Annotated in this window: 16 protein-coding genes; 10 read left to right on the top strand and 6 right to left on the bottom strand. The window is 71.6% G+C overall.

Features of this window, described 5'->3' with window-relative positions; translation table 11 throughout:
• Positions 1–6: 6 nt before the first annotated feature.
• Complete coding sequence (eccD, locus tag Vse01_RS24075; RefSeq protein WP_093411137.1) at positions 7–1,395, bottom strand: type VII secretion integral membrane protein EccD; 1,389 nt, start codon at positions 1,393–1,395, stop codon at positions 7–9.
• 141 nt (positions 1,396–1,536) lie between these two features.
• Between eccD and eccCa the strand changes: the two genes are divergently transcribed.
• The 5 genes from eccCa to Vse01_RS24050 all read left to right on the top strand — a co-directional run bounded on the left by eccCa (position 1,537) and on the right by Vse01_RS24050 (position 9,904).
• Positions 1,537–5,499 (top strand): type VII secretion protein EccCa, encoded by a 3,963-nt coding sequence (eccCa, locus tag Vse01_RS24070; protein WP_093411140.1) that lies wholly within the window; start codon positions 1,537–1,539, stop codon positions 5,497–5,499.
• 120 nt (positions 5,500–5,619) lie between these two features.
• On the top strand, positions 5,620–6,240 hold the full coding sequence (locus tag Vse01_RS24065) for a hypothetical protein (RefSeq protein WP_093411143.1): 621 nt from the start codon (positions 5,620–5,622) through the stop codon (positions 6,238–6,240).
• A 31-nt stretch (positions 6,241–6,271) separates the two neighbouring features.
• Positions 6,272–8,017 (top strand): WXG100-like domain-containing protein, encoded by a 1,746-nt coding sequence (locus Vse01_RS24060; protein WP_093411144.1) that lies wholly within the window; start codon positions 6,272–6,274, stop codon positions 8,015–8,017.
• A 105-nt stretch (positions 8,018–8,122) separates the two neighbouring features.
• Complete coding sequence (mycP, locus tag Vse01_RS24055) at positions 8,123–9,421, top strand: type VII secretion-associated serine protease mycosin (RefSeq protein ID WP_093411146.1); 1,299 nt, start codon at positions 8,123–8,125, stop codon at positions 9,419–9,421.
• Between the two features lie 12 nt (positions 9,422–9,433).
• Positions 9,434–9,904, top strand: coding sequence for a hypothetical protein (locus tag Vse01_RS24050; protein ID WP_093411148.1), 471 nt, complete (start codon positions 9,434–9,436; stop codon positions 9,902–9,904).
• Positions 9,905–9,907: 3 nt separating this feature from the next.
• Here Vse01_RS24050 and Vse01_RS24045 read toward each other — a convergent pair whose 3' ends face one another.
• The 3 genes from Vse01_RS24045 to Vse01_RS24035 are packed head-to-tail and all read right to left on the bottom strand — an operon-like array spanning position 9,908 to position 12,026.
• On the bottom strand, positions 9,908–11,167 hold the full coding sequence (locus tag Vse01_RS24045; protein ID WP_093411150.1) for an SseB family protein: 1,260 nt from the start codon (positions 11,165–11,167) through the stop codon (positions 9,908–9,910).
• Complete coding sequence (locus Vse01_RS24040; RefSeq protein ID WP_093411153.1) at positions 11,161–11,646, bottom strand: SUKH-3 domain-containing protein; 486 nt, start codon at positions 11,644–11,646, stop codon at positions 11,161–11,163. Before Vse01_RS24040 ends, Vse01_RS24045 begins: the two co-directional genes overlap by 7 nt.
• Positions 11,643–12,026: a YwqJ-related putative deaminase gene (locus tag Vse01_RS24035; protein ID WP_093411155.1), complete on the bottom strand. Its 384-nt coding sequence runs from the start codon at positions 12,024–12,026 to the stop codon at positions 11,643–11,645. Before Vse01_RS24035 ends, Vse01_RS24040 begins: the two co-directional genes overlap by 4 nt.
• Before the next feature lie 187 nt (positions 12,027–12,213).
• On the opposite strand from Vse01_RS24035, the gene Vse01_RS24030 reads away from it, so the two are divergent.
• From Vse01_RS24030 to Vse01_RS24010, 5 genes are all read left to right on the top strand, one after another.
• Positions 12,214–13,893 (top strand): right-handed parallel beta-helix repeat-containing protein, encoded by a 1,680-nt coding sequence (locus tag Vse01_RS24030; RefSeq protein ID WP_093411158.1) that lies wholly within the window; start codon positions 12,214–12,216, stop codon positions 13,891–13,893.
• A gap of 31 nt (positions 13,894–13,924) precedes the next feature.
• Positions 13,925–15,409: a type VII secretion protein EccE gene (eccE, locus tag Vse01_RS24025; protein ID WP_170863643.1), complete on the top strand. Its 1,485-nt coding sequence runs from the start codon at positions 13,925–13,927 to the stop codon at positions 15,407–15,409.
• Positions 15,406–16,098, top strand: a complete 693-nt coding sequence (locus Vse01_RS24020; RefSeq protein ID WP_093411163.1) for a hypothetical protein — start codon at positions 15,406–15,408, stop codon at positions 16,096–16,098. The genes eccE and Vse01_RS24020 overlap by 4 nt, the downstream gene beginning before the upstream one ends.
• Positions 16,099–16,258: 160 nt before the next feature.
• Positions 16,259–20,626 (top strand): ExeM/NucH family extracellular endonuclease, encoded by a 4,368-nt coding sequence (locus Vse01_RS24015; protein ID WP_232511479.1) that lies wholly within the window; start codon positions 16,259–16,261, stop codon positions 20,624–20,626.
• 199 nt (positions 20,627–20,825) lie between these two features.
• Positions 20,826–22,226 carry an MBL fold metallo-hydrolase gene (locus Vse01_RS24010; protein WP_093411166.1) on the top strand — a complete coding sequence of 467 codons (1,401 nt, stop codon included), beginning with the start codon at positions 20,826–20,828 and terminating at the stop codon, positions 22,224–22,226.
• Here Vse01_RS24010 and Vse01_RS24005 read toward each other — a convergent pair.
• Both Vse01_RS24005 and Vse01_RS24000 read right to left on the bottom strand, forming a co-directional pair.
• Positions 22,109–22,585: a response regulator gene (locus tag Vse01_RS24005; protein WP_232511480.1), complete on the bottom strand. Its 477-nt coding sequence runs from the start codon at positions 22,583–22,585 to the stop codon at positions 22,109–22,111. The genes Vse01_RS24010 and Vse01_RS24005 overlap by 118 nt on opposite strands.
• A gap of 102 nt (positions 22,586–22,687) precedes the next feature.
• The gene (locus Vse01_RS24000) at positions 22,688–23,251 is read right to left on the bottom strand and encodes a TetR/AcrR family transcriptional regulator (protein WP_198413271.1); all 564 of its coding nucleotides are present in this window, start codon (positions 23,249–23,251) and stop codon (positions 22,688–22,690) included.
• Positions 23,252–23,281 lie beyond the last annotated feature (30 nt).

Below are 23,281 nucleotides of genomic sequence, written 5' to 3'. Positions count from 1 at the left end.
GACCCGTCAGCCGTTGATGGCGCGCATGAACGCGTACAGGCCGAGCACGCTGCACGCGACCGGGACCACGGCCAGCTGGAGCAGGATGTCGAACGTGTCGCCGAGCCGGGCCAGTCGGGGAGACGGGGCACGCCGGCTGTAGGCGAGCCCGGCGGCGGCTGACAGCCCGGCCGCGACCAGGGCCACCGGCAGGACGGCCAGCACCCGGGCGCCGGTCGACGCGTCGGTCGCACCGACGAGGGGCAGCAGCCCCAGGCCCACCAGGCCGACGGCGAGCATCGGCACCCGGTGCCGGACCGTCGACACCAGTCGGGCGCGCAGCAGGTAACCCAGCGAGATGATGCTGGCGAGCAGCAGCGCGGAGAGCGTGCCGGTGGCGGTGAGCACGATCAGGCCGGCGATGGTGACGACGAACGCCCCGAAGATCATGCCGGTGAAGACCTCGTCGGCCCGGGCGGTGGCCTGGTAGATGACTTCCCGCTTCGGCTGCGGCTCGTCGCGCAGCAGGTCTGCGGCGGTACGCGGCAGCGCCGGCATAGGCATCTTCCCGAGCCGCACGGAGAGCAGCGGCATCGCCGGCAGCAGCAACGTGACCGCACCGACCACGATCGCACTGCCCTGCGCGGCATCCATGGAGCCGAGCGCGAGCAACCCGCCGGCCATGCCCCAGAAGCCGACGAAGACCGCCGCCACGAAGACCCGCGTCGCGTCGCCCACCCCGAGCAGCCCGAGCAGCCCGGAGAGCAGCAGCACGGCGGAGCCGAGCAGCACGTGCGGGGCGCCCAGCGCCCAGACCGACTCGCCGGTGCCGATCACCAGGACGCCGCCGACGAAGGCGTAGGGCAGGCCGGCGGCGGCAACGACCGCGCCGGCGAGGGAGTCGGCCATCGCCCGGGACAGCACGATCCCGCAGACCAGCAGCAGCCCGGCCGCGCCGAGGGCGACCGCACCACCGAGCCAGCCGGGCTCCTCGGATGTCACGATCACGACGAGGCCGAGCAGCAGCAGCACGCCGGCCACGATCAGACCGGTCAGCCGGGTCGCGAACGGGCTCCAGACCACCCCGCGTCGTCGGGCACCGTCGGCAACGGCCTCCATCAGGTCGTCGTACGCCAGCTCCGGCCACTCGGTGCGCCGCGGCACCAGGTGCAGCGTCTCGCCGTCGCGGACGTTCTGTGCGGCCAACGTACGGCTCAGGTCGACCGGGCTACCGTCGCTGCGCCGCAGCATCCAGCCGCCGTGGCTGGTGCCGTCCGACGGTTCCTCGTCGGCCTGCCGCAGCACGGCGGGTAGCAGCCCGACGAGCGGCAAATGCTCAGGTAGGGCGAGGTCCAACCGTCGGTTGGGGGCGATGACGGCGATGCGCGCGAGTCCGGTTCCGGCCTGGGTGACCACTAACGACCCCTCGGTACGAGGAGCGGGCCGACGGCCCGCGGCTGTCCTGACGGGCAAAGGCTACCTACCATGTGCCGGTGACGCGGGGGGCGGTTCACCGCGGCGCACCCAGACCCAGGAGAGGCGACGGAGGTCTGTCACGTGAGCACGGTGGTCGTCAAGCGACCCGCCCGCCAGCCGGAGCCGGAGTATCCCTCCGGCGAGGTGCTGCTGGACGCGCCGCCCGAGGTGCCCGCGCCGAGCGGTAAGGCGTGGGGGCAGATGCTGATGCTGCTGCCGATGCTCGCCGGCTCGTTCGCGATGGCCCTGATGTTCGCCGGTCGAGGCGGGTCGACTCTCGGCTACGTCACCGGTGGCCTGTTCGGACTCTCCGCCATCGGGATGCTCGCGTCGCAGTTGACCAACAACTCCGGCGGCCCGGGCAAGCAGGAGATGCTGCAGAAGCGCCGCGAGTACATGACGCATCTGTCCCGTCAGCGGCGTCGCGTACTCAAGACGATCCGTAAGCAGCGCGAGGCGGCGTTCTACCGGCACCCGGACCCGGATGTGCTCTGGTCCCTGCCGCTGGGGCCCCGGCTGTGGGAGCGGCGACGCGGCGACGTGGACTTCGCCACCGTACGCATCGGCCTCGGGCCGCAGGAACTGGCGACGCCGCTGGTGCCGCCACCGGCCACGTCGTTGGAGAAGCTGGAGCCGATGTGCGCGCTCGCGCTGCGCCGGTTCCTCACCACCTACGGCGAGGTACCGGACCTGCCGGTGACCATGGCGCTGAACGGATTTGCCCGGGTGCACCTGCGTGGCGACACCGAGGCGGCCCGGGGCATGGTCCGGGCGGTGCTCGCCCAGGCCACCGCGTTTCACGCGCCCGACGACATGCTCGTCGCGATCTGTGTCGCGCCGGACCGGCGGGCCGACTGGGAGTGGACGAAGTGGCTTCCGCACGCCCTGCACCCGTCGCGCACCGACGCGCTCGGCCAACTGCGCCTGGTGGCACCCTCGGTGACCGGCCTGGAGGCGATGCTCGACGACGTGCTGGCCAGCCGGCCCCGGTTCAACGCCAGTGGCGGTACGCCGCAGGTCGCCGGACCGCACGTGCTGGTGGTAATCGACGGTGGCGACACCGCCGGGTCGGATCACCTGATGACCGAGGGCGGGGTGGAGGGTGTCACCCTGCTCGACCTGTCCACGCCGGCACCGCGCCTGCTCGACCGGGCGCGGCTGGTGCTGGAGGTGTCGGCGGAGCGCCGGCTGCACAGCATCACGGTGGATGGTCCGGCCGAGATCGGCCGGGCCGACGAATGCCGGGTGGCCGAGCTTGAGGCGTTGGCCATGCAACTCGCCCCGCTACGGCTCTCCGCCGCCTCCCGGGGCAGCGGCGACACGCCACTCACCACGGAGCTGGGCCTGGCCGAGCTGCTCGACATCGGCGATCCCTACGAGTTCGACGTGGATCGGGCGTGGCAGCCACGACCCAACCGCGACAAGCTGCGGGTGCCGATCGGGGTGGGTGCCGACGGCGGGCCGGTGGAACTGGACCTGAAGGAGTCGGCGCAGGACGGCATGGGGCCGCACGGGCTGCTCATCGGCGCGACCGGCTCCGGCAAGTCGGAGCTGCTGCGCACCCTGGTGCTGGCGCTGGCGGCCACGCACTCCTCGGAGAGCCTCAACTTCGTGCTTGTCGACTTCAAGGGTGGTGCCACCTTCACCCGGCTGGACGGTCTGCCGCACACCAGCGCGGTGATCACCAACTTGGCCGACGAGCTGCCGCTGGTGGACCGGATGACCGACTCCATCAACGGTGAGCTGGTCCGTCGGCAGGAGTTGCTCCGCGCGGCCGGCAACTACGCCTCGCAGCGTGACTACGAGAAGGCCCGGGCGGCGGGCGCGCCGCTGTCTCCGCTACCGAGCCTGCTCATCATCTGCGACGAGTTCTCCGAGCTGCTGACCGCCAAGCCGGACTTCATCGACATGTTCGTGCAGATCGGCCGGGTCGGTCGCTCGCTCGGCGTGCACCTGCTGCTGGCCAGCCAGCGTCTGGAGGAGGGTCGGCTGCGGGGACTCGACACCCACCTGTCGTACCGGATCGGTCTGCGGACCTTCTCTGCGATGGAGTCCCGGGTGGTGCTGGGGGCCACCGACGCGTACGAGTTGCCCCGGTCGCCGGGGCACGGTTACCTGCGTTTCGGCACCGAGCCGCTGGTGCGGTTCAAGGCCGCGTACGTCTCCGGCACCTATCGCAGCAAGACCGCGGCGGCGGTCGCGGCCGGCGACGGTGAGGACCGGGTACGCGAGTACACCACGTCCTACGTCGCCCCGCCGGTGACCCGTACGCCCAAGGAGGAGACCGCACCCGAGCCGAACGACGGGATGGGCGAGAGTGTGCTCGACATCCTGGTCGGTCGACTCGCCGGGCGAGGCAAGCCCGCGCACCAGGTGTGGCTTCCGCCGCTGGCCGAGCCGCCGACGCTGGACCAGTTGCTGCCTCCGATGACCGCGGATCCCGCCCGTGGCATCACCGTCGCGCACGCCGGCCTGCTCGGCGAGTTGCAGGTCGCGGTCGGCATCGTCGACAAGCCCTTCGACCAGCGTCGGGACGTGCTCTGGTTCGACCTGGCCGGTTCGGCCGGTCACGCGGTGATCGTCGGCGGTCCGCAGAGCGGCAAGAGCACCCTGCTGCGGACGGTCGTCACCGCCCTGGCGCTGACCCACACTCCGCGTGAGGCCCAGGTCTACTGCCTCGATCTGGGCAGCAGCGCCTTGTCGTCGCTGCGTGACCTGCCGCATGTGGGCTCGGTGGCGACCCGCCTCGACTCCGGCCTGGTCCGGCGTACCGTGGCCGAGCTGCAACTGCTGATGGGCGAGCGGGAGCGGCGGTTCGCCGAGCGCGGGGTCGACTCGATGGCCGAGTACCGGCGGGCCCGGCGGCACGGCCAGCACGACGACGACCCGTTCGGCGACGTGTTCCTGGTGATCGACGGTTGGGCGACGTTGCGGGCGGAGTTCGAGGACCTGGAGCCAACGATCAACGACATCGCCAACCGGGGGCTGTCCTTCGGGATCCACCTGATCGTGACCGCGAGCCGTTGGATGGATCTGCGACCGGCCGTCCGGGACGTCTTCGGCACCCGGCTGGAGTTGCGGCTGGCCGACGCCAGCGACTCCAACCTGGACCGGCGGGCGGCGATGAACGTGCCGGAGAAGTCACCGGGCCGGGGCATCACCCCAGACGGGCAACAGTTCCTGGCGGCGCTACCCCGAGCGGACAGCGCGCAGGAGGCGGAGACCCTGCCCGAGGGCGCGCGGAAGCTGGTCACCGACCTGGCCGCCGCCTGGCAGGGGCCGGGAGCGCCGCCGATCCGGTTGCTGCCGCCCGTGGTGCCGTACGGCAGCCTGCCGAGCACCGGCCGCCCGGGAATTCCCATCGGCATCGCCGAGGTGGACCTCCAGCCGGTGCAGGTGGACTTCGCCGCCGACCCGCACTTCATCCTGTTCGGTGACGGCGAGTCGGGAAAGAGCACCTTCCTGCGGGCGCTGGCGCAGACCATCGTCGACCGCAACGAGTTGACCGAGGCTCGGCTGGTCATCGTCGACTACCGGCGCAGCCTGCTCGGCGACATCGACACGCCGCACCTGATCGGGTACGGGTCGACCGCGCAGGTCACCGAGAGCATCGTCGCCGAGGTGGCTGGGGTGATGCGCGACCGGCTGCCACCGCCGGACATCAACGCCGAACGGCTGCGGGCACGCGACTGGTGGAAGGGTCCCGACCTGTACGTGCTGGTCGACGACTACGACCTGGTGGCCGGCGCGGGCAGCAACCCGTTGACACCGCTGCTGGAATTCCTGCCGCAGGCTCGGGACATCGGCCTGCACGTGGTCATCGCCCGGCGTACCGGCGGTGCCAGTCGGGCGCTCTACGAGCCGGTACTGATGCGGCTGCGGGAGATCAGCACGCCGGGCATCGTGATGTCCGGCAACCGGGACGAGGGGGTGCTGCTCGGCACCGTCCGGCCCGGGCCGCTGCCACCGGGACGGGGCTGGCTGGTGTCCCGGCGTGGCGGTACCCGGTTGGTGCAACTGGTGCACCTTCCGCCACGCTCTTGAGCCCGGTACGGGGTTGCCCGATCAGGCTACTGTCGGCCAGAGTGGACTCACGGTGCGCGGCTACGGGCCCCAGGGGGCAGCAGCCGCGCCGGCATCGTGTGAGCTGACGGGGGAGGGAACATGGGCGACGAGTGGCTCGTCGACGAACAGATCGACGTCGACATCCAGCAGCTGAAGGACTTCGCGCTGGCCATCCAGCGGGAGATGGAGACCAACTTCCAGCCCAGCTTCGACAACGGCCTGCGCCCCATGCTCACGGTGCAGGCACCGTTCGGTGGCGGCGGGATGAAGGAAGCCGCGTTCTTCCGGGGCCGGCACGACGAGAGCCGGATGGCCATTTCCCATCTGATGGGCGACGTGATGAAGGGGCTCACCGCCCTGAGCATGGCCGCCATGTCCATCTCGGCCGAGTACCTGACCGGCGACGCGCTGGCCCAGGCCACCAACGAGGACGTCTACAACGCGTTCACCGCCGTCGACGGTCAGGACACGCTCAGCGGCCGGTGGCAGGAGGGCACGGAGAACCCGGCGGACTCGGTGCCGGAGTCGGCCCTGAACCCGGCGCCGATGAATCCCTACCACGGCCTGGACTCCTGCCCGACGGGTGAGCAGCGCGAGGAGACTCCGGCGTGGGCGCAGTCGGAGGTCGTCGGTGAGGGGGCCGGCGCGTACGTGATTCACGGTGACGGCGAACGCATGCACGGCGAAGATCTCCGGCTGGACCAGTCGGATCTCCGGTGACGGTGGCACAGGCGAGGCCTGAGGAGCGGGGATGAGCGACGACTACTACGGCTGGCAGCCGGTCAGCTACCCGATGTACGCCGGCGTGTCGGATGACTACGCGGCCGAGCGGGCCGCCGGGGCCACGCCGTACGAGCCCACGGCCTGGGATTCGGTGAACATCGAGCAGATGTGGGAGTACGTCCGCAAGGAGAGTGACGAGCGGACGACTGCCCTCGCCGACATGTGGCGGCGAGCGGCGAGCCTGCTGCAGACCACTCGGGACAATCTCAAGCGTCACGCCGACTCCCTGGATGCCCGCTGGCAGTCGCCCGCGGCACGGGTCTTCATGTCCCGCGTGGGCGCCACGCTGCACTCACTCGATGAGTGGAAAACCGTGGCCAGCGACAACGCCACCGGTCTGGACCAGCTCGCCAGCAAGATCGGCACTGCCCAGCGGGAGATGAAGACGCTCTGGGAGGAATACCGCGCCGAGCAGATCCGGCAGGGGGAGCGCCGGACCGATGACGCGGGCGTCCAGGCTGTCGACCTGGTCGAATGGGTCCCGGGTGTCACAGGCAACGACGGCAAGTCGTACGAGGACGTGCAGAACGAGTACCACCAGCGCGCCAAGAACATCGCCAAGCCGCTGGCCGACCTCTACATCGACGTCTACATCTCAAACATCTCGCGGGGCGGGAAGTTCAAGGGTCCGACGGACGCGGTTATCACCAATCCGTCAAACGTGCCCCGCCCTGGCGCTCCGGGGGCTCCCCCGCCCGGCGCACCCGTGAACGGGGCCGCCCCGAACCGTCCGGCCATGCCCGGCCGGCCGGATCTGCCGACCCGACCCGGTGGGGCCGACGCGCCGACCGACGCCGCGCCACCGCCGCCACCAAATCTTCCGGAGGGCGTCGGTCTGGCAGGTGGCGCCGCAGCGCCGGTCGCCCCACCGCCGACCGCACCGCCGGTGACCACCGCACCCACGGCACCCGTGACTCCCGGTCCGGTGGTGCCGCCGGTGGCCCCGCCCGGGCCGCGACCGGGCAACCCTGGGCTGAACGCACCGAACTCAGCGCGACCTAACGCACCGAGGACCACCCTGCCGGGTGCGGGCGGTCCCGGCGCGCCCGGTGGCCGTGGGCCGGGGCCCAACCGGCCCACCCTTCCTGGGGCCGGCGGCCCGGGTAGCGGCTCCGGGGCACCGGGTGGCCGGAAAAGTCCCGCGCCGAGCCGCCCGACCTTGCCCGGCAACACCGGCGCTGGCGCTCCCGGCGGTGGCCGCGGTCGGCCGGGTCTGGGCAACCGGCCGGGCGCTTCGGCCACTCCGCCGCCGTCGAGTCCGCGGCTGCCCGGCTCCACCGCCCGCCCGAGTCAGCGCGGTGCCGCCCCCGGACGGCCCGCCGCACCTCCGCCGAGCCTCGGCGGTCAAAGGAGTGCCGCGCCGGGCGGGCCGCCCAAGGCCAGCGCTCCACCGAGCGGCAGATCGGCCGCCGGTAAGCCGGTGACCGGCGGAGGCGCTGCCGGCGCCCGACCCGATCTGAGCGGACGTGCCGCTGCGGGCACCGGGCGACCTGCGCCGACGACGGGGCCGGCTCCGTCGCTGGGCGGTCGGCGCGGCGGCCCAACGACCCCGTCTCCACGCAAGGGTGCACCCCGCGACGCAGAGCAGGAGACCTGGGAGTACGGCGACGGTGACGACGAGTTGTGGGTCACCGAGTCGTCCGCCGCTGGTGTGGTGGAGGCCCCTGTCGAACACCGCCCCCGGGAGCAGGGCAGGACGCTCGGCCAGAGCTGACCGCAGTCGGGCCGGTCACCCAACCCTGGGTGGCCGGCCCGTACCATGCGGTGACCGTCCATTCGCAGTCGTCCCGTGGCGGCGCACAGAGGAAGGCTGACGGGCATGCGTGTCCTCACCCGATCGGCAGCCGCCGCGCTCACCACCGCGAGCGTTCTGGCGGCCGTCGCCCTGCCCGCCGCACCCGCCCACGCCGACTCCGTCCGCGACAGATCTTGGCACGTCAAGAGCTTGGAATTGGCCGAACTCCACGACATCACCACGGGTGAGGGCGTCACCGTGGCGGTGGTCGACACCGGGGTGGACGCGACACACCCGGATCTTCGCGGCAACGTCCTGCCCGGCGTCGACCTCTACGACGACAGCACCAAGGGCCGCCTCGACCGTCAGGGGCACGGCACCGGCATGGCCTCACTGATCGCCGGTCGCGGGCACGGCCCTGGCGGCCGTGACGGGGTGCTCGGCGTGGCACCGAAAGCCAAGATCCTTCCAGTGACGATCAAGAAGGACGGCGCCCCGTTGATCGCACCGACGGCCCTCGCCGCCGGCATCAACTGGGCGATCGACGCCGGTGCCGACGTGATCAACGTTTCTCTTTCCAGCAGCTTCAACGAGGAGCTGAACCGGGCGGTCGAGCGCGCCTACCAGAACAACGTGATCGTGGTCGCCGCGGCCGGTAACGACGACCAGATCCTGGTCGGCGCGCCGGCCTCGCATCCCGGCAGCATCGCCGTCAACGCTGTCGACCGTAAGGGCGTCATCAGCAAAAAAGGTTCGGTATCGGGAACCTTGGACCTACCGATCAGCATCGCCGCCCCCGGTCAGGAATTGACGATGGCTCGCCCCGGTGGTCGGTACATCACCGCGACCGGCAGCAGCAGCGCCACCGCGATCGTCTCCGGTGCGGTGGCCCTGATCAAGGCCGAGTACCCGGACCTGAGCGCGTACCAGACGTTCCAGCGGCTGCTTGAGACCACCAGAGACGCCGGTGAGCCGGGCCGCGACGAGTACTACGGCTGGGGCATCCTCGACCTGCGGGAGGCGTTGACCGGCGAACCCGACGGGCGGGGCAGCCGCACCGCGGCAACCGGCGAGCCGGAGATCGACGAAGCACTCGCTGCCGCGCGAGCAGCCGGAAGCGACGGTCCCGACTACGCGGAAATCGTGATCGTTGTGCTGGTCTGGGTGGTCTTCCTGGCCATGCTCGTCGGCGGAGTGGTGGCCATCGTCAAGCTTCGTCGCCGCTCGCGCCACCACCGAGACACCGGCCTGGCCGCAGAGCCCGCGCTCACCGGCAGTGGGCCTGCCGCGCCGGCAACGCCGGGCGGGACGGTCGGCGATCAGACCTGGTCTGATCCCGCTCGGGCTGGTGACGCCGCCTGGCGCCGCCCGTCGAATGAGTAGAAGGACGGACAGGTGCTGAACACGTCAGCGGAGTCCGGCTCCGCGTCCATGCCGACGCCACGCCGCCGACCTGTCGTCGTCACCATCGCCGCCCTGCTGATGGTGCCCTCGATCGTCATCTGGCTGATCGCCGGGGTCGCCTTCTTCCTGGCGATGCTGCGTACCGAGGGCGACGGGCTGGGCAAGTTCCTGGTGGTGGGCATCGGGGCCGGCGTACTCGCGATCGCCTTGCTGGTGGTGCTGCTCGCGACCATGGGGATCTTCATGGCCTGGACGGGCGACAACGCGGCCGGCCTGGCCGTGCCGGCCGGATTCACCTTCGGACTCTTCGTCGTGGTCATCGTCACGCTGCTGGCGCAGGGCAAGCTCAGCTATCACCCGACGATGGTCACGCCGCTGGTGGTGGGCGGGCTGGCCGGCGTGTCGCTCATCCTGATCAAGAGTCCACCGGCGCGGGCCTGGTTCGCCGGCCGCAGTGGCTAGCAGCTAAGCCGGAGACCAGCGGCGGGCGGAGGCGTCGAAGCGGGCCAGCAGCTCGTCCCGGCCGTCGGCGTGCAGGCAGTGCAGCTCGGTCCCGTCCGGTACGACAAGCGACTCCATTCGGGGCTGCCCCTGACCCCATTCCTCGGGCGTCGCCTCGCCGGGAGGCCAGCGCAGCACCGCCACCCATTCGTCCGACTCCTCGAACGGAGAGCCCTCACCGAGCAGCCCCAGCCGTCGGTACAGCCGGATCGGGGTGTCCCGTCCAGGTCCGTGCCAGGCGTGCACCAGCCCGGCCGCCCGGTCGTACCCGCCGTCCAGGTAGGACGTCAGATAGCGGTGCGGGATGACCAGTTGCAGTAGCAGCGGCGCGTTGGGGTCGGGCCCGTCGTCGGCGGTGGATTCCGGTGCCGGACGGGGTGCCGGTACGCCCACAGTCGACGGGTCGGCGTACCGGGCAGCGTCCCGTCGCTGCTGCTCCTGTTCGGCCGCCTCGTGGAGCACCTGTCGCAACTCGCCGAGCCAGTCGCGCAACGTCAGCAGCGCCTCCCCGGGCAGTGCCGCCGCCAGTGGCGTCTCCGGGTTGAGCAGCAACTGCCAGGAGAGGTCCGGCCAGTGTTCGGTGAGCTGCAGGCTGCTGACCAGCACCAGGTCCCGCTCACCTAGCGCCTGCCGCAGACGGCCTTCCGAGCTGAACACCGGCAGACTGGGCCGGCCCTGCTCGTCGGGAACGACCCACCACGGAAAGTCCGGATCGGACAGGTCCCGCGTCGCGGAACCCTCCGGATCCACCGGCAGCACCAGTTCGGCCCGGAGCAGGGTGGACATCAAGGCGTTCGGGTCCTGAAGCCGGATCGCCTCACGCAGCGGTCGCTCGGCCTCCATCACCGGCGCGCTCAGAGCTCGAAGCTCGTCAGCGGTCAGCCGTACGCCGATCGGCAACCCGGCGTCGATCGCCAGCATCCATTCGTCGTCGGGCCAGTCGACGGCGATGTCGACAAGTCCCGAGACCCGGTAGCTCACCGATTGACCGGGCATGCCGGCGGCGATCGCCGCCGGTGAGGTGTACGCGAGCACGTGGGTGACGCCCTCGTGCTGCGCAGTCGGCCACGCCATCGGCTCCCGTCCGGCCGCCGCAGCGGGCGACACGGGTAGGAGCAGCGGACCGGCGACGAGTTCGGTGAGGAAACCCTCCCGGTCGTCGGCCTCAGCGGCGGCCAGCAGCGCGCGTTCGGTGGCCGTGGTGGGCTGCCAGCCGGTCACCAGGTGCCGTCCGCGCGTACCCGCTGGGGGCGACGACCGAGCACCAGCGCGGTGAGCGCCTCGTCGATATCCGCGCCGAGGAACCAGTCCCCGGTGTGGTCCAGCACGAACACCCGACCGTGCTCATCGAGCGCCAGGATCCCGGCGCCGTCGCCCTCCTCGCCCAGCGGGCTCAGTGGCGCGCCGATCGCCTCGGCAAGCTCGGCGAGGGTCTCCACCGAATGCCGCACCAGGAACGGGTCGAGGTGGAACTCGCTCGGTACGACCTGTTCACCCTCCCCCTGCGGGCGCACCCGCAACCCGCCGAACTCGGCGTACGCCTCGATCGCCCGTGCCGTCACGGTGTGCTGGCGGCCGCCGGGCGTGGCGTGAGCGGCGATTCGCAGTCCCCACTCGCGGCCCCGGCTCTCGTCGGAGTGGTCGGGCGACCAGCCGGCGGCGGTGAGGGTCTGCGCCACCAGGGGCGGAAAGCGTTCGCTCATGTCAGCGCCTCCACGCCGAACCAGTCCAACAGGGCGGCGCAGGAGCGACAGGGCGGCTGAACCTCGCCGTGGCGCGGGTCGCCCTCCTCCCGTACCCGGGTGACCCGGACCTTCGCGCCCCAGAGCAGCGCGCGGGACCGGGCGGCGTCGAGTGGTGGCCCGCCGGCCTCGGCGGCATAGAGCCGGTCAGAGATCAGCACTGCCTCGGCGCACCAGCCGGCGTAGCGCTCGCGCTGCTCGACAGGCAGCCCGTGCAGGAAACGCCGGACGACCGGATGCAGGTCAGGGGTCAGATCGCCGCGTACCGAGGTGTGCGTGTGGACGGTGCCGTCGGCCAGCAGCGCACCAGCCGCCAGCGGCAGCATCCGTGGCTGCGCCATCCGTCCTCCCGGTTGTCGACAAGGGGTTCCCGGCGAGTTTTCGCCCGGCCCGCAAGCGAGCCTAACCGTCACCGTCCGTCCGACGGGGGTGGTGTCCGGGCACCAGTGGCATCGAGGGGCTCACATCGCGTCGACCGGCTGGGATATCGTCGGTCCCGCCCCCTCTTCGCCGTCCAGAGCCGGAGCCATGACGCGCACCCTTCTCGTCTCCCCGGATCAGCCCGGCGCCTACCCGTCCATCGGGGAGGCGCTGGCGGTGGCCAGCGACGACACGGTCGTCTCGGTCAGCCCCGGCACCTACCACGAGGCCCTGTTCATCAACGACCGCGGCATCAGTGTGGTCGCCGCGCAGGGCCCGGGCACGGTCACCATCGACGCGTCCTCCGGGACGTATCCGACGGTGTCCTGCAACTCCGGCCGGTTGGAGCTACGCGACCTGGTCCTGAAGGCCGGTGACGCGCCGGTCGTGGTGGCCGACCGAGCGAGGCTCACCATGACCGGGTGCGAGCTGAGCGCCGGCTTCGGCGCGGCGATCCAGGTGGCCGGCCGCTCGGAGTTCACGCTCACCCGCTGCCGGGTGACCGGCGGACGGTACGGCCTGGTGGTGGAGGATTCCGACGGCAACGTCGAAGGGTGCGAGTTCACCGATCTCAGCGAGGACGGCATCATCGTGCGGATCGGGGCGGCCCCGACCATCCGCACCAGCACGGTGACCCGCTGCGGCAACCGGGGCATCTACATCTACCAGTACGGCCGACCCACCATCGAGACCTGCGACATCTCGCAGACCGGGCAGGCCGGTGTGGCGGTGGTCCACCAGAGCGCTCCGGTGCTGCGTCGCTGCCGGATCCGCGACACCCGCGGGCCGGCGGTCTCCTTCGCCCGGGGCTGCCGCGGCAGCGTCGAGGAGTGCACCACGGAGAACACCGGCCAGCCGGCGATCGAGATCGCCGAGGGAGCCGACCCGACAATCGTCGAGGGCACCGTCAACCGTAAGGCCGCCTTCGGCGCCGACGCCGCCCGCGCCACCACCGGTCAGGACGCCGCCCGAGTGGAGAAGCTACTGGGCGAGCTGGCGGCCATGGTCGGCCTGGAATCGGTGAAGGAGGAGGTCCGCGCCCTCATCGACGAGATCCAGGTCAACGAATGGCGACGCAGCGCCGGGCTGCCCGTCGGCGCGGTCAGCCATCACCTGATCTTCGCGGGTGCCCCCGGCACCGGTAAGACCACTGTGGCACGCATCTACGGTGACCTGCTGGCGGCGCTGGGCGCACTGCCCGGCGGCGCCTTCCGCGAGGTCTCCCGACGTGACCTGGTCGGTCAGTACATCGGCCACACCGCCGAGAAGACCGCCGCCGCGTTCGAGCTGGCGCGCGGCGGCGTGCTCTTCATCGACGAGGCGTACACCCTCTCGCGGTCGTCGGGCACCGGCGGCGACTTCGGGCAGGAGGCCATCGACACGCTTGTCAAGCTCATGGAGGATCACCGCGACGAGATTGCGGTGATCGCGGCCGGCTACACCGGCGAGATGTTGCAGTTCCTCGACGCCAACCCCGGTCTGGCCTCCCGCTTCGCCAAGACTGTGGAGTTTGGCAACTACTCCCCGGAGCAGTTGGTGGTCATCGTGGAGCGGATGGCCGGCGGCGACGAATACCTCCTCGCCGATGGCGTCTCGGAGGTGCTCCGCGAGCACTTCGGCACCATCGAACGGGACCAGAACTTCGGCAACGCCCGGGAGGCGCGCAAGCTCTTCGAGGGTGTCCGCAAGGCGCAGGCGCAGCGGTTGCGCCAGTCTGGGCAACGTCCGAGCCTCGACGAGCTGCGGACCGTGACCGTGGCCGACGTACGCACCGCGATCGGGCGATGACGATGCCGCGCTGGTCAGGGAGGGACGTGCGGTGACGCATCCGGGTGCGGCTCAGCCGGGCGAGCCGGGTTGGCAGCATCACCCGGGGGCGGCGGCACCGCCGCCACAGCAGCGCACGCCCCAGCAGGGCGCAGCGCCGGCACCGACGCTCGGCGGTACCGGGCCCGGCCACGCCTGGGCGACCCAGCGTGGGCAGGGGCGGGCCACGGTCGGCACCGCGTACACCAGTCGGGCCGCCGCTGCGGCATCGGCCGCTGTCGCCGCGCCCGCCGCCCGGGCACCGCAGAGCCGGGCCGGCGCGCAGGCCACGGCCGCCCCGACGGGACAGGCCGTCGCCGAAGGCGCGGCCGGGGACGCCGCGGCGATTCCGGTCGTACGCCCACACCGACGGCAGCCGCGCGTCGGTGGGATCCACGTGGCCCAACTCGTGGCCTGGCAGGCCGGTGCGGCGGCGGTGCTGGCGGCCACGCCGCACGGCCTGCCGCTGACCGTCGCCGTGGCCGCCGCCACGGTGCTGGTGCTCGCTCCGACGATGGTGCGCCACCAGGGCCGATGGCTTCACCAGTGGCTGGCGGTTTGGTGGGCGTACCGGGGGCGGAGCCGACGACTTGTCGGTGCCGGGTCCGACGGCCCATGGCAGCTGCTGAGCCACCTGGAGAGCACCGTCGAGCTGGATCAGGTCGAGATCGACGATCAGCCGGCCGTGTTGCTGACCCACCGGGGCGGGCTCAGCGCGGTGCTGGAGGTCGATCCGACCGAGGGCGCGCTGCTCATGGGGGCCCCGCAGGCCCTGCCCTCGCCGGTGGCGTTGCTACCGGCGGCCGACCCGAAGACGCCCGTCGTGACGGTGCAGGTGCTGATCCAGGTGACACCGGCGCCGCGCGCCCGTGCGGCGGCGGTCGACCGCGCGTACCGCGAACTGACGAACGGTGGCGTCCCGGCCAGCCGGCAGGCGTGGGTGGTGCTCCATGCGCCGCGTACCCCCGATTTTCACGCCGACCGCGACCTGCGGCCGGCGCTCACTGCGGCGATCCGCCGGACCCGGCGTCAGCTGCGGCAGGAACGGGCGACGGCTCGTCTGCTGAACCGGGACGAGGTGCTCGCCGCGGTCGCCCAGCTGACCCATCTCACCGGAGGCGCGACCGAAAGCACCGACCGCCCCTTGGCCCGGGAAAGCTGGCGCAGCTGGACGGTTCAGGGTGTACCCCAGAGCTGTCATCGACTGCTCGCCTGGCCCAGCCGGGCGTGGCAGATCGACCCGCTGCTGCGTGGCATACCCGCCGCGGCTGGCGTGGTCTCCATCTCGGTGGCTCGGGAGAACGACCGCCCTGGTGACGACGACGCTCTGGTGGAGGTGGCGTTCCGGCTCATCGGCACCGACCCGGCCGCACTTGCCACCGCCGATCGCGCACTCGACCAGGCGATCCGCGATCACGGTGGTCGCCTGCAGAGACTCGACGGCGAGCACGCCCACGGCGTGGCCGCCACCCTGCCGTTGGGAGGCTTCCTGCGATGAACGGTGTCGCCTTTCCCGGCAGTCGGATGGGGCTGCACGTCGCGGACGCTGCCTCCGTCGCTGGGCTACGGCTGGTCGCCGGTGGCGGCGGGCTGGTCGTCGGCCGGAACCGTCAGCAGGAGCCGGTGGGGCTGCGGGTGTTCCGGGCCGAGCCGACCCGGCTGATGCTCACCGGCGGGGTACGCGCCGCCGAACTGCTCGCCTTCCGGTCACTGGCGCTCGGCGCCCGGCTGTTCGTGCAGACCGCCCGGGAGCAGGAGTGGGACGCCTTCCTGCGACGCTGCGTGATCGGCCGGGAGATCGCCTCGTTCCTGCCGCCCGGTGTCGCTCCGCCGGTGCCGGCCACACCTACCGAACCACAGCTCGTGGTGATCGACACTGGTCCGGTGACCGGGCCGGACACCAATCTCAGCGCACCCTGGCGGGCCACCCTGGTGGTCCGCGACGACCTGGCCGGCTGGGACGTCGAGGTTCTGGTCCGCAGCGACATCGTGGTGCTTCAGCGGCTCACCGAGGCCGAAGCGGCCACCGCCGCGAACGCCCTCGGGCTGGCCAGCGTGCAGAGCTGGTTCACCCAGTTGCACCCGGAGATGGTCGGCCTGATCACCAAGGGCAAGGTGCAGTGGGTGATGCTCAGCATGACCGGCACCGAGCGGCAGCTGATCGGCCCGGTCGCCCGGGGCGGCTGAGCTACCCGGTCCGCCGCCCAGGGCGGTCGAGCTACCCGGTCCTGCCGCCCAGGGCGGCTGAGCTACCCGGTCTTTGCCGCATTGGTACACCTGGTGGCTCCCGCATGGACACCGGTGCCGCTTATCCTCCGACGGTCTACTCCCTTCGGAGGCCGCATACATGCAGCGCGCAAGAAGTACCCGACTACTCACAATCCCGGGCGTACTGGTCACCGCCACCACGCTCATCCTCTCCGGTGGCACCACCGCCTTCGCGGACCCGGCGCCCACCACGCCGTTCATCAGTGAGATCCACTACGACAACGTCGGCACGGACACCGGCGAGGCGATCGAGGTCGAGGGGCCGGTCGGCTTCGACCTGACCGGCTGGCAGATCGTCCTGTACAACGGCGCCAGCGGCGCGGCGTACGACACCAGGACGTTGACCGGCGTGGTGCCGGCCGCCGGTGTGATCGTCGAGACGTATCCGTCGAACGGTATCCAGAACGGCTCACCCGACGGTGTCGCGCTCGTCGCGCCCGACGGTGACGTCGCCGAGTTCCTGACCTACGAGGGCACCTTCACTGCGGTCGGCGGGCCAGCGGACGGCCGGGACGGCGTCGACGTCGGCGTGCAGGAGACCGCGTCGACCCCGACGGGCCACTCGCTCCAGAAGATCGAAGGCAGTTGGCAGGCACCCGCGGCGAGCACCTTCGGGGTGCGCAACGCCGCGTCGGACCCGGATCCGGATCCGACCGGCTGCACAGTCACCGTCGACCACACCATCGCCGAGGTGCAGGGCACCGGTGCGGCCACGCCGCTGGCCGGCAGCCGGGTGACCGTGGAGGGCATCGTCACCGCCGACCACCGCACCGGTGGTTACAACGGGGTGTACGTGCAGACGGCGGGCAGCGGCGCCGAGCGCCCGGTCGCCGCCGGAAGCGCCTCGGACGGCATCTTCGTCTACCTCACCACAAACACCGCGAACCACCCGACGGTCGCGATCGGCGACCGGGTCCGGGTCAGCGGTACGGCGAGCGAGTTCAACGGTCTCACCCAGCTGACCATCGCGGCCCGGACCGATGTCCAGGTCTGCGAGCAGGGCGCACCGCTGCCGGCACCGGTCCCGGTTGAGCTGCCGCTGGACGAGGCCGCTCGCGAGTCGGTCGAGTCGATGCTGGTGGCACCGGTCGGCGCGTACTCCGTCTCGGAGGTGTACAACACCAACCGGTACGGCGAGGTGGCGCTCGCCGCCGGCGACCAGCCGGCCCGGACGCCGACCGACGTGGCCCGTCCCGGCTCGGACACCGCGCAGGCCCTGGCCGCCGAGAACAAGCTGCGGCGCCTGCTGGTGGACGACGGCAGGACGACGAACCTGGCCACCGCCGGGCTGCTGCCGCCGTACGTCTCGCCGGCCAGCCCGTTGCGGGTCGGTGACCAGGTGGAGGCGTTCGGCCCGTCGGTGCTGTCGTACGGCTTCAACGAGTGGCGTCTACAACCGACCCGCCCGGTCGACGCGGACACCGCGCCGGCCGCCCGGACCACGTTCAAGACCACCAACCCGCGTACCGCCGGACCCGTCGACGTCGGCGGCGACCTGCGGGTGGCCAGCTTCAACGTGTTGAACTACTTCGTCCACTTCGGCGGCGACGCCCGGGGTGCGGCCGACGAGGCGGCGCTGGCCAAGCAGGAAGCGAAGATCGTTTCGGCGATCACCGCGCTGAACGCCGACGTGGTCGCGCTGGAGGAGATCGAGAACTCGGTTCGGTTCAACGCCGAGGATCCGCAACAGGCCCTCAAGCGCCTGGTCGCCGCCCTGAACGGCGAGGACGGCGCGGGCACCTGGGACTACGTCCGCACTCCGACCGAGCTGCCCGGCGCGACCGAGCAGGACGTCATCACCACCGCGATCATCTTCAAGCCGGCCAAGGCGCAGCCGAAGGGCCCGTCACGGTCGGTGAACGACGAGACGGTGTGGTCCAACGCACGCGAGCCGATCGCGCAGACGTTCACCGCCGGTTCGGTGGACTTCATCGTGGTGGCCAACCACTTCAAGTCCAAGAGTGGTGCCGGTAGCGGTGACAACGCCGACGCCGGGGACGGTCAGGGCGGTTGGAACGGCGACCGGGTCCGGCAGGCCGGGGCGCTGGCTGCCTTCGTGGAGCAGGTCAAGGCGGACAGCGAGACCGACAACGTGCTGCTCCTGGGTGACTTCAACGCGTACACCCAGGAGGACCCGATGCAGGTCCTCTACGACGAGGACTACCGGAACCTCAACGACACCGGGAAGACCAGCTACGTCTTCAACGGTGAGTCCGGCTCACTCGACCACGCCCTCGCCTCGCCGTCGCTGGCGTCGCGGGTCACCGGGGTCGACGTCTGGCAGATCAACGCGGTCGAGTCGTACGCGTTCCAGTACGACGGCCTGGCCGCGTTCTTCGCGCCGGACCCGTACCGGGCCAGCGACCACAACCCGCTGGTGGTTGGCATCGACACCGGTTCCGGCACCGGCCCGGTGGACCTCCAACTGCTGAGCATCAACGACTTCCACGGCCGGCTGGAGTCACCAGCCACCGTCGGAGGTCAGCCGGTCGGCGGTGCGGCTCAGGTCGCCGGTCTGGTGAATCAGTTGCGGGCAGAGAACCCGAACACCGCGTTCGTCTCCGCCGGTGACAACATCGGCGCCTCCACCTTCATCTCGGCGATCGACGACGACAACCCGACGATCGACGCGTTGAACCAGGCCGGCCTGCTCGTCTCGGCGGTGGGCAACCACGAGTTCGACAAGGGCATTGCGGACCTGACCGGCCGGGTGACCGACCGGGCCGACTTCCCGCACCTGGGCGCCAACGTGTACCGCGGTGACACCCGGGCGCTGCCGGCGTACTCGGTGGACACCATCGGCGGCGTCCGCGTCGGGTTCATCGGCGTGGTCACCGAGCAGACCGCCTCGCTGGTCAGCCCGGACGGCATCGCCGGCATCACCTTCCGCGACCCGGTCGCCGAGGCCAATCTGGTCGCCGGCCAACTCAAGGACGGCAACCCGGACAACGGCGAGGCGGAGGTGGTGGTGCTGCTCGCGCACGAGGGCGCCGCGACCGAGAACATCGACTCCCCGGAGGCGCTGGCGAACGACCCGGTCTTCGGCGATTTCACCCGTGCCGACGCCGCGATCGACGTCATCTTCAGCGGGCACACCCACCAGCCGTACGCCTTCGAGGTGCCGGTGCCCGGCACCGACAAGCTGCGGCCGATCGTGCAGGCCGAGGACTACGGCAAGCGTCTGGGCAAGGTCACCCTGACCTTCGACCCGGAGACGGGCTCGATCACCTCCACCGACGCGTCCCTGGTGGACGTCGTCGGCGCACCGCAGGACCCGGCGGTGGCGGAGATCGTGGCCGCGGCGAAGGTCCGGGCGCAGGAGTTGGGTCAGCGGAAGCTCGGTGAGATCACCGCCGACATCCGGCGGGCCTACACCGACGGCAACGAGGATCGGGGCAAGGAGTCGACGCTTGGCAACTTCATCGCCGACGTGCAGCTCGCCGGTACCCGTGACGCCGGTCGGGGCGGGGCGCAGATCGCGTTCATGAACCCCGGCGGTCTGCGGGCCGACCTGCTGTACGGCGAGGACGGCACGGTGACCTACGCCGAGGCCTTCGCCGTCCAGCCGTTCGCCAACGACGTGGTCACCAAGACCTACACCGGTGCCGAGATCAAGCAGGTGCTGGAGCAGCAGTGGCAGCCGGCGGGCGCGTCCCGCCCGGTGCTGTGGCTCGGTGTGTCGGAGGGCTTCAGCTACACCTACGACCCGGAGGCCGCACCGGGCTCGCGGATCACCTCGATGGAGCTGAGCGGCACGCCGATCGACCCGGCGGGCAGCTACCGGGTGACGGTGAACTCGTTCCTCGCCGCCGGCGGGGACAACTTCACCACCCTGGGTGGGGGCACCAACCTGGTGACCACCGGCGACAACGACCTCACCATGCTGGTGAGCTACTTCGCCGCCAACTCACCGGTGACGGCGGACACCGAACCACGGTCGTCGGTCGGTCAGGGCGGGCCGCAGTGCACCACCACGATCACCGGCAAGCACTCCCGGCCGCTGCTCGTGACCACCGGCCTGACCTGCGTGGAGAACGCCACGATCGCCGGCCCGGTGTCGATCGCCGCGGGGGCCTCGCTGCGGGTGACCGGCGGCACCATCAACGGCCCGGTCTCCGCCACCCGGCCGGTGCTGTTCGATCTGTCGGGCACGAAGGTCTCCGGTCCGGTCACGGTGGCCGGCGCCACCGGCGACCTGAAGATCAGCAAGGCCCGGATCAACGGGCCGCTGTCGCTGGTGGCCAACCTCGGCGGGGTACGGGTCGACGGGGTCACCGTCAGCGGCCCGGTGGTGGTGACGGGCAACTCCGGCAGCCAGCCGGTGGTCGTCGCCGCCAACACCATCAGCGGCCCGCTGGCCTGCTCCGGCAACACGCCCGCCCCGGTGAACGAGGGTCGGGCCAACACGGTGCGGGGCCCGGCGGCGGGTCAGTGCGCACGCCTGTGACCGCTGGGTGACAACGCCGGTCCGCGGTCGGAGCTGTTCCGGCCGCGGACCGGCCCCCGGTTCGCTCCGGCCAACCCGTCCGAGTGGGCGACACATACCCCCCGGGGTATAGTCGGAGACGGTTACCCCGATCGAGGCCGCATCTCCGCCGCCCGGTCGGGTAACCACCCGCTGAAGACGAGGAATCGAGGCGCTGGACATGACGGTGCAGGTGTCGGTCATCACGACGTCGTCCCTCGGCGACCGCAGCTACCTGGCGACCGACGGCCGGATCGCGGTCGTGGTGGACCCGCAGCGCGACATCGACCGGGTGCTGTACCTCGCCGGCGCGGCCGGCGTGCGGATCACCCACGTGGTCGAGACGCACCTGCACAACGACTACGTCTCCGGCGGGCTGGACCTGGCCCGGCTGACCGGGGCGCGCTACCTGGTGGCCGCCGCCGACGAGGTCGGTTTCGACCGGGTACCGGTCGACGACGGCGACGTCATCGAGGTGTCGGAGGCGCTGCGACTGCGGGCCGTGGCCACCCCGGGCCACACCTTCCACCACCTGTCGTACGTACTCGACGAGGCCACCGGGGCGGGCTGGACCCCGGCGGGGGTCTTCACCGGAGGATCGCTGCTGTTCGGCACCACCGGCCGCACCGACCTCCTCGGTGCCGAGCACGCACACGAGTTGGCCCAGCGTCAGCACACCTCGGCGAAGCGGCTCGCCGACCTGCTGCCCGACGGTGCGCAGGTGTGGCCCACCCACGGCTTCGGCAGCTTCTGCTCGGCCAGCCAGGCCGACGCCCCGGACTCGACAATCGGCCGGGAGAAGCAGGTCAATCCGGTCTTCCGGCTGGCCGCGACCGAGTTCGTCACCGAAACCCTGGCCGGTCTGGACGCCTACCCGGCGTACTACGCGCACATGGGGGTGGCCAACAGCGCCGGCCCGGCACCGGTGGACCTCACCCCGGTGGCCCGGGCCGACGCCGCGCAGCTACGGGAACGCATCGCCGCCGGGGAGTGGGTGGTCGACCTGCGACACCGCAAGGCGTACGCGGTCTCGCACCTGGCTGGCACGGTGAGCCTCGGTCTCGACGGCCCCATGTCGACCTGGCTCGGCTGGCTGATCGACTGGGGCACTCCGGTCACGCTGCTGGCCGAGACGCCGGAGCAGGTCGCCGACGCCCAGCGCGAGCTGGTCCGGATCGGCATCGACCGGCCCGCCGCCCAGGCGACCGGAACTCCGGGGCAGTGGGCCGACAAGCCCGCCGAGCTGCGGGAGCTGCTCGTCGCGGACTTCCCGGCGCTGGCTGCCGCGCAGGCCGGGAACCCGCCGGCCGGGCTGCCCGCCCCGCAGGTCGTCCTCGACGTGCGGCTGGGCAACGAGTGGCGGGACGGACACGTCGAGGGTGCCGTGCACGTACCGCTGCCCGAGCTGCCCCGCCGGATGGCCGACATCCCGGGCGGTTCCGTCTGGGTGCACTGCGGGTCCGGCTACCGGGCCGCCCTCGCCGCCTCCCTGCTAGCCAATGTCGGCCGCGACGTGGTGCTCGTCAACGACACCTTCGGCAACGCCGAGTCGGCCGGCGTACGACTCGACCGCAACGCCTGACCGCGGGCCGGGCTGGCCCGAACGCCGCCGTAGTGGTCGAGGTCCACCAGGTTGATCGCGTCGATCGCCGCTCCGGTGTCCGCGTACGCGGTAAGCAGCACCCGGCGCGCGGCGGGGAACAGGTCCATCGCGGCTTCCAGGAACTCGATGCCGGTCATCTCCGGCATCCGGTAGTCGGCCAGCAGCAGCGCCACCTGCTCGCCACGCAGCTTGACCTCGCGTAACGCCTCCAGTGCCTCCGGCCCGGAGGTGGCACGGACCACCCGGTACCGGTCGCCGTAGCGGCGCCGGATGTCCCGTGCGACCGCCCGGGAGACCGCCGGGTCGTCGTCGACGGAAAGGATCACCGGGTTCGCCATGGGCCCATGAACCACGCCGGTGTTTCCGTCGTCGTTGCCGCGACAGCCACGGCCGTCGGACGGTGTGCCACGCCGCAACCCCCGGTGACGAGGTCCGTCGCACTAGGTGCGGATGCCGCGCAGCAGGATGTCGATGTACAGCTCGGTGTCCCCCCCGACCTGCACCGTGCGCTGCAACCCGCAGAACAACGCCCGGACGTCATCGGCGGTGATCTCCGGCCGGATGGCCCCGGCCTCGCGGGCCCGCTCCAGCAGCCGGTCGACAGCCTCGGCGAGCGCTTGCACCAGCTCCGTCGTCTGCGGGTTGGCGGTGTCGGGGGTGGCCAGCACGACGGCTAGCGCCGGGTCGTCGCGCTGGTGTTCCAGCGCGGCTCGGAGCAGGCGGGCCAGGCCGGCGGCGACGTCGGGACAGGCCAGGGCCTGCTCGGCCGCCTGCACCAGCAGGGCGAACCGCTCGGCGGCCAGCGACTCCAGCAGCGCCTGCCGACTGGGGAAGTGCCGGTAGACGGTGCCGACGCCGACCCCGGCGGCCTTGGCGACCGCATTCATCGGCAGGTCCAGGTCGCCGGCGGCGACCCGGTCGCGGGCGGCCCGCAGCATCCGGGCACGCACCCTGGCCGAGTCCGCCCGGAGGGAATCGGTGTTGGTCCTCGGCCCACCCGTCACGGTACGAGGATAATCCATCCGGAAACTTAG

The sequence above is a fragment of the Micromonospora sediminimaris genome (assembly GCF_016863575.1).
In the GTDB taxonomy this organism is placed as follows: domain Bacteria; phylum Actinomycetota; class Actinomycetes; order Mycobacteriales; family Micromonosporaceae; genus Micromonospora; species Micromonospora sediminimaris.
The sequence above is the reverse complement of the archived record's forward strand: the minus strand, read 5'-3'. Positions and strand labels throughout refer to the sequence as shown.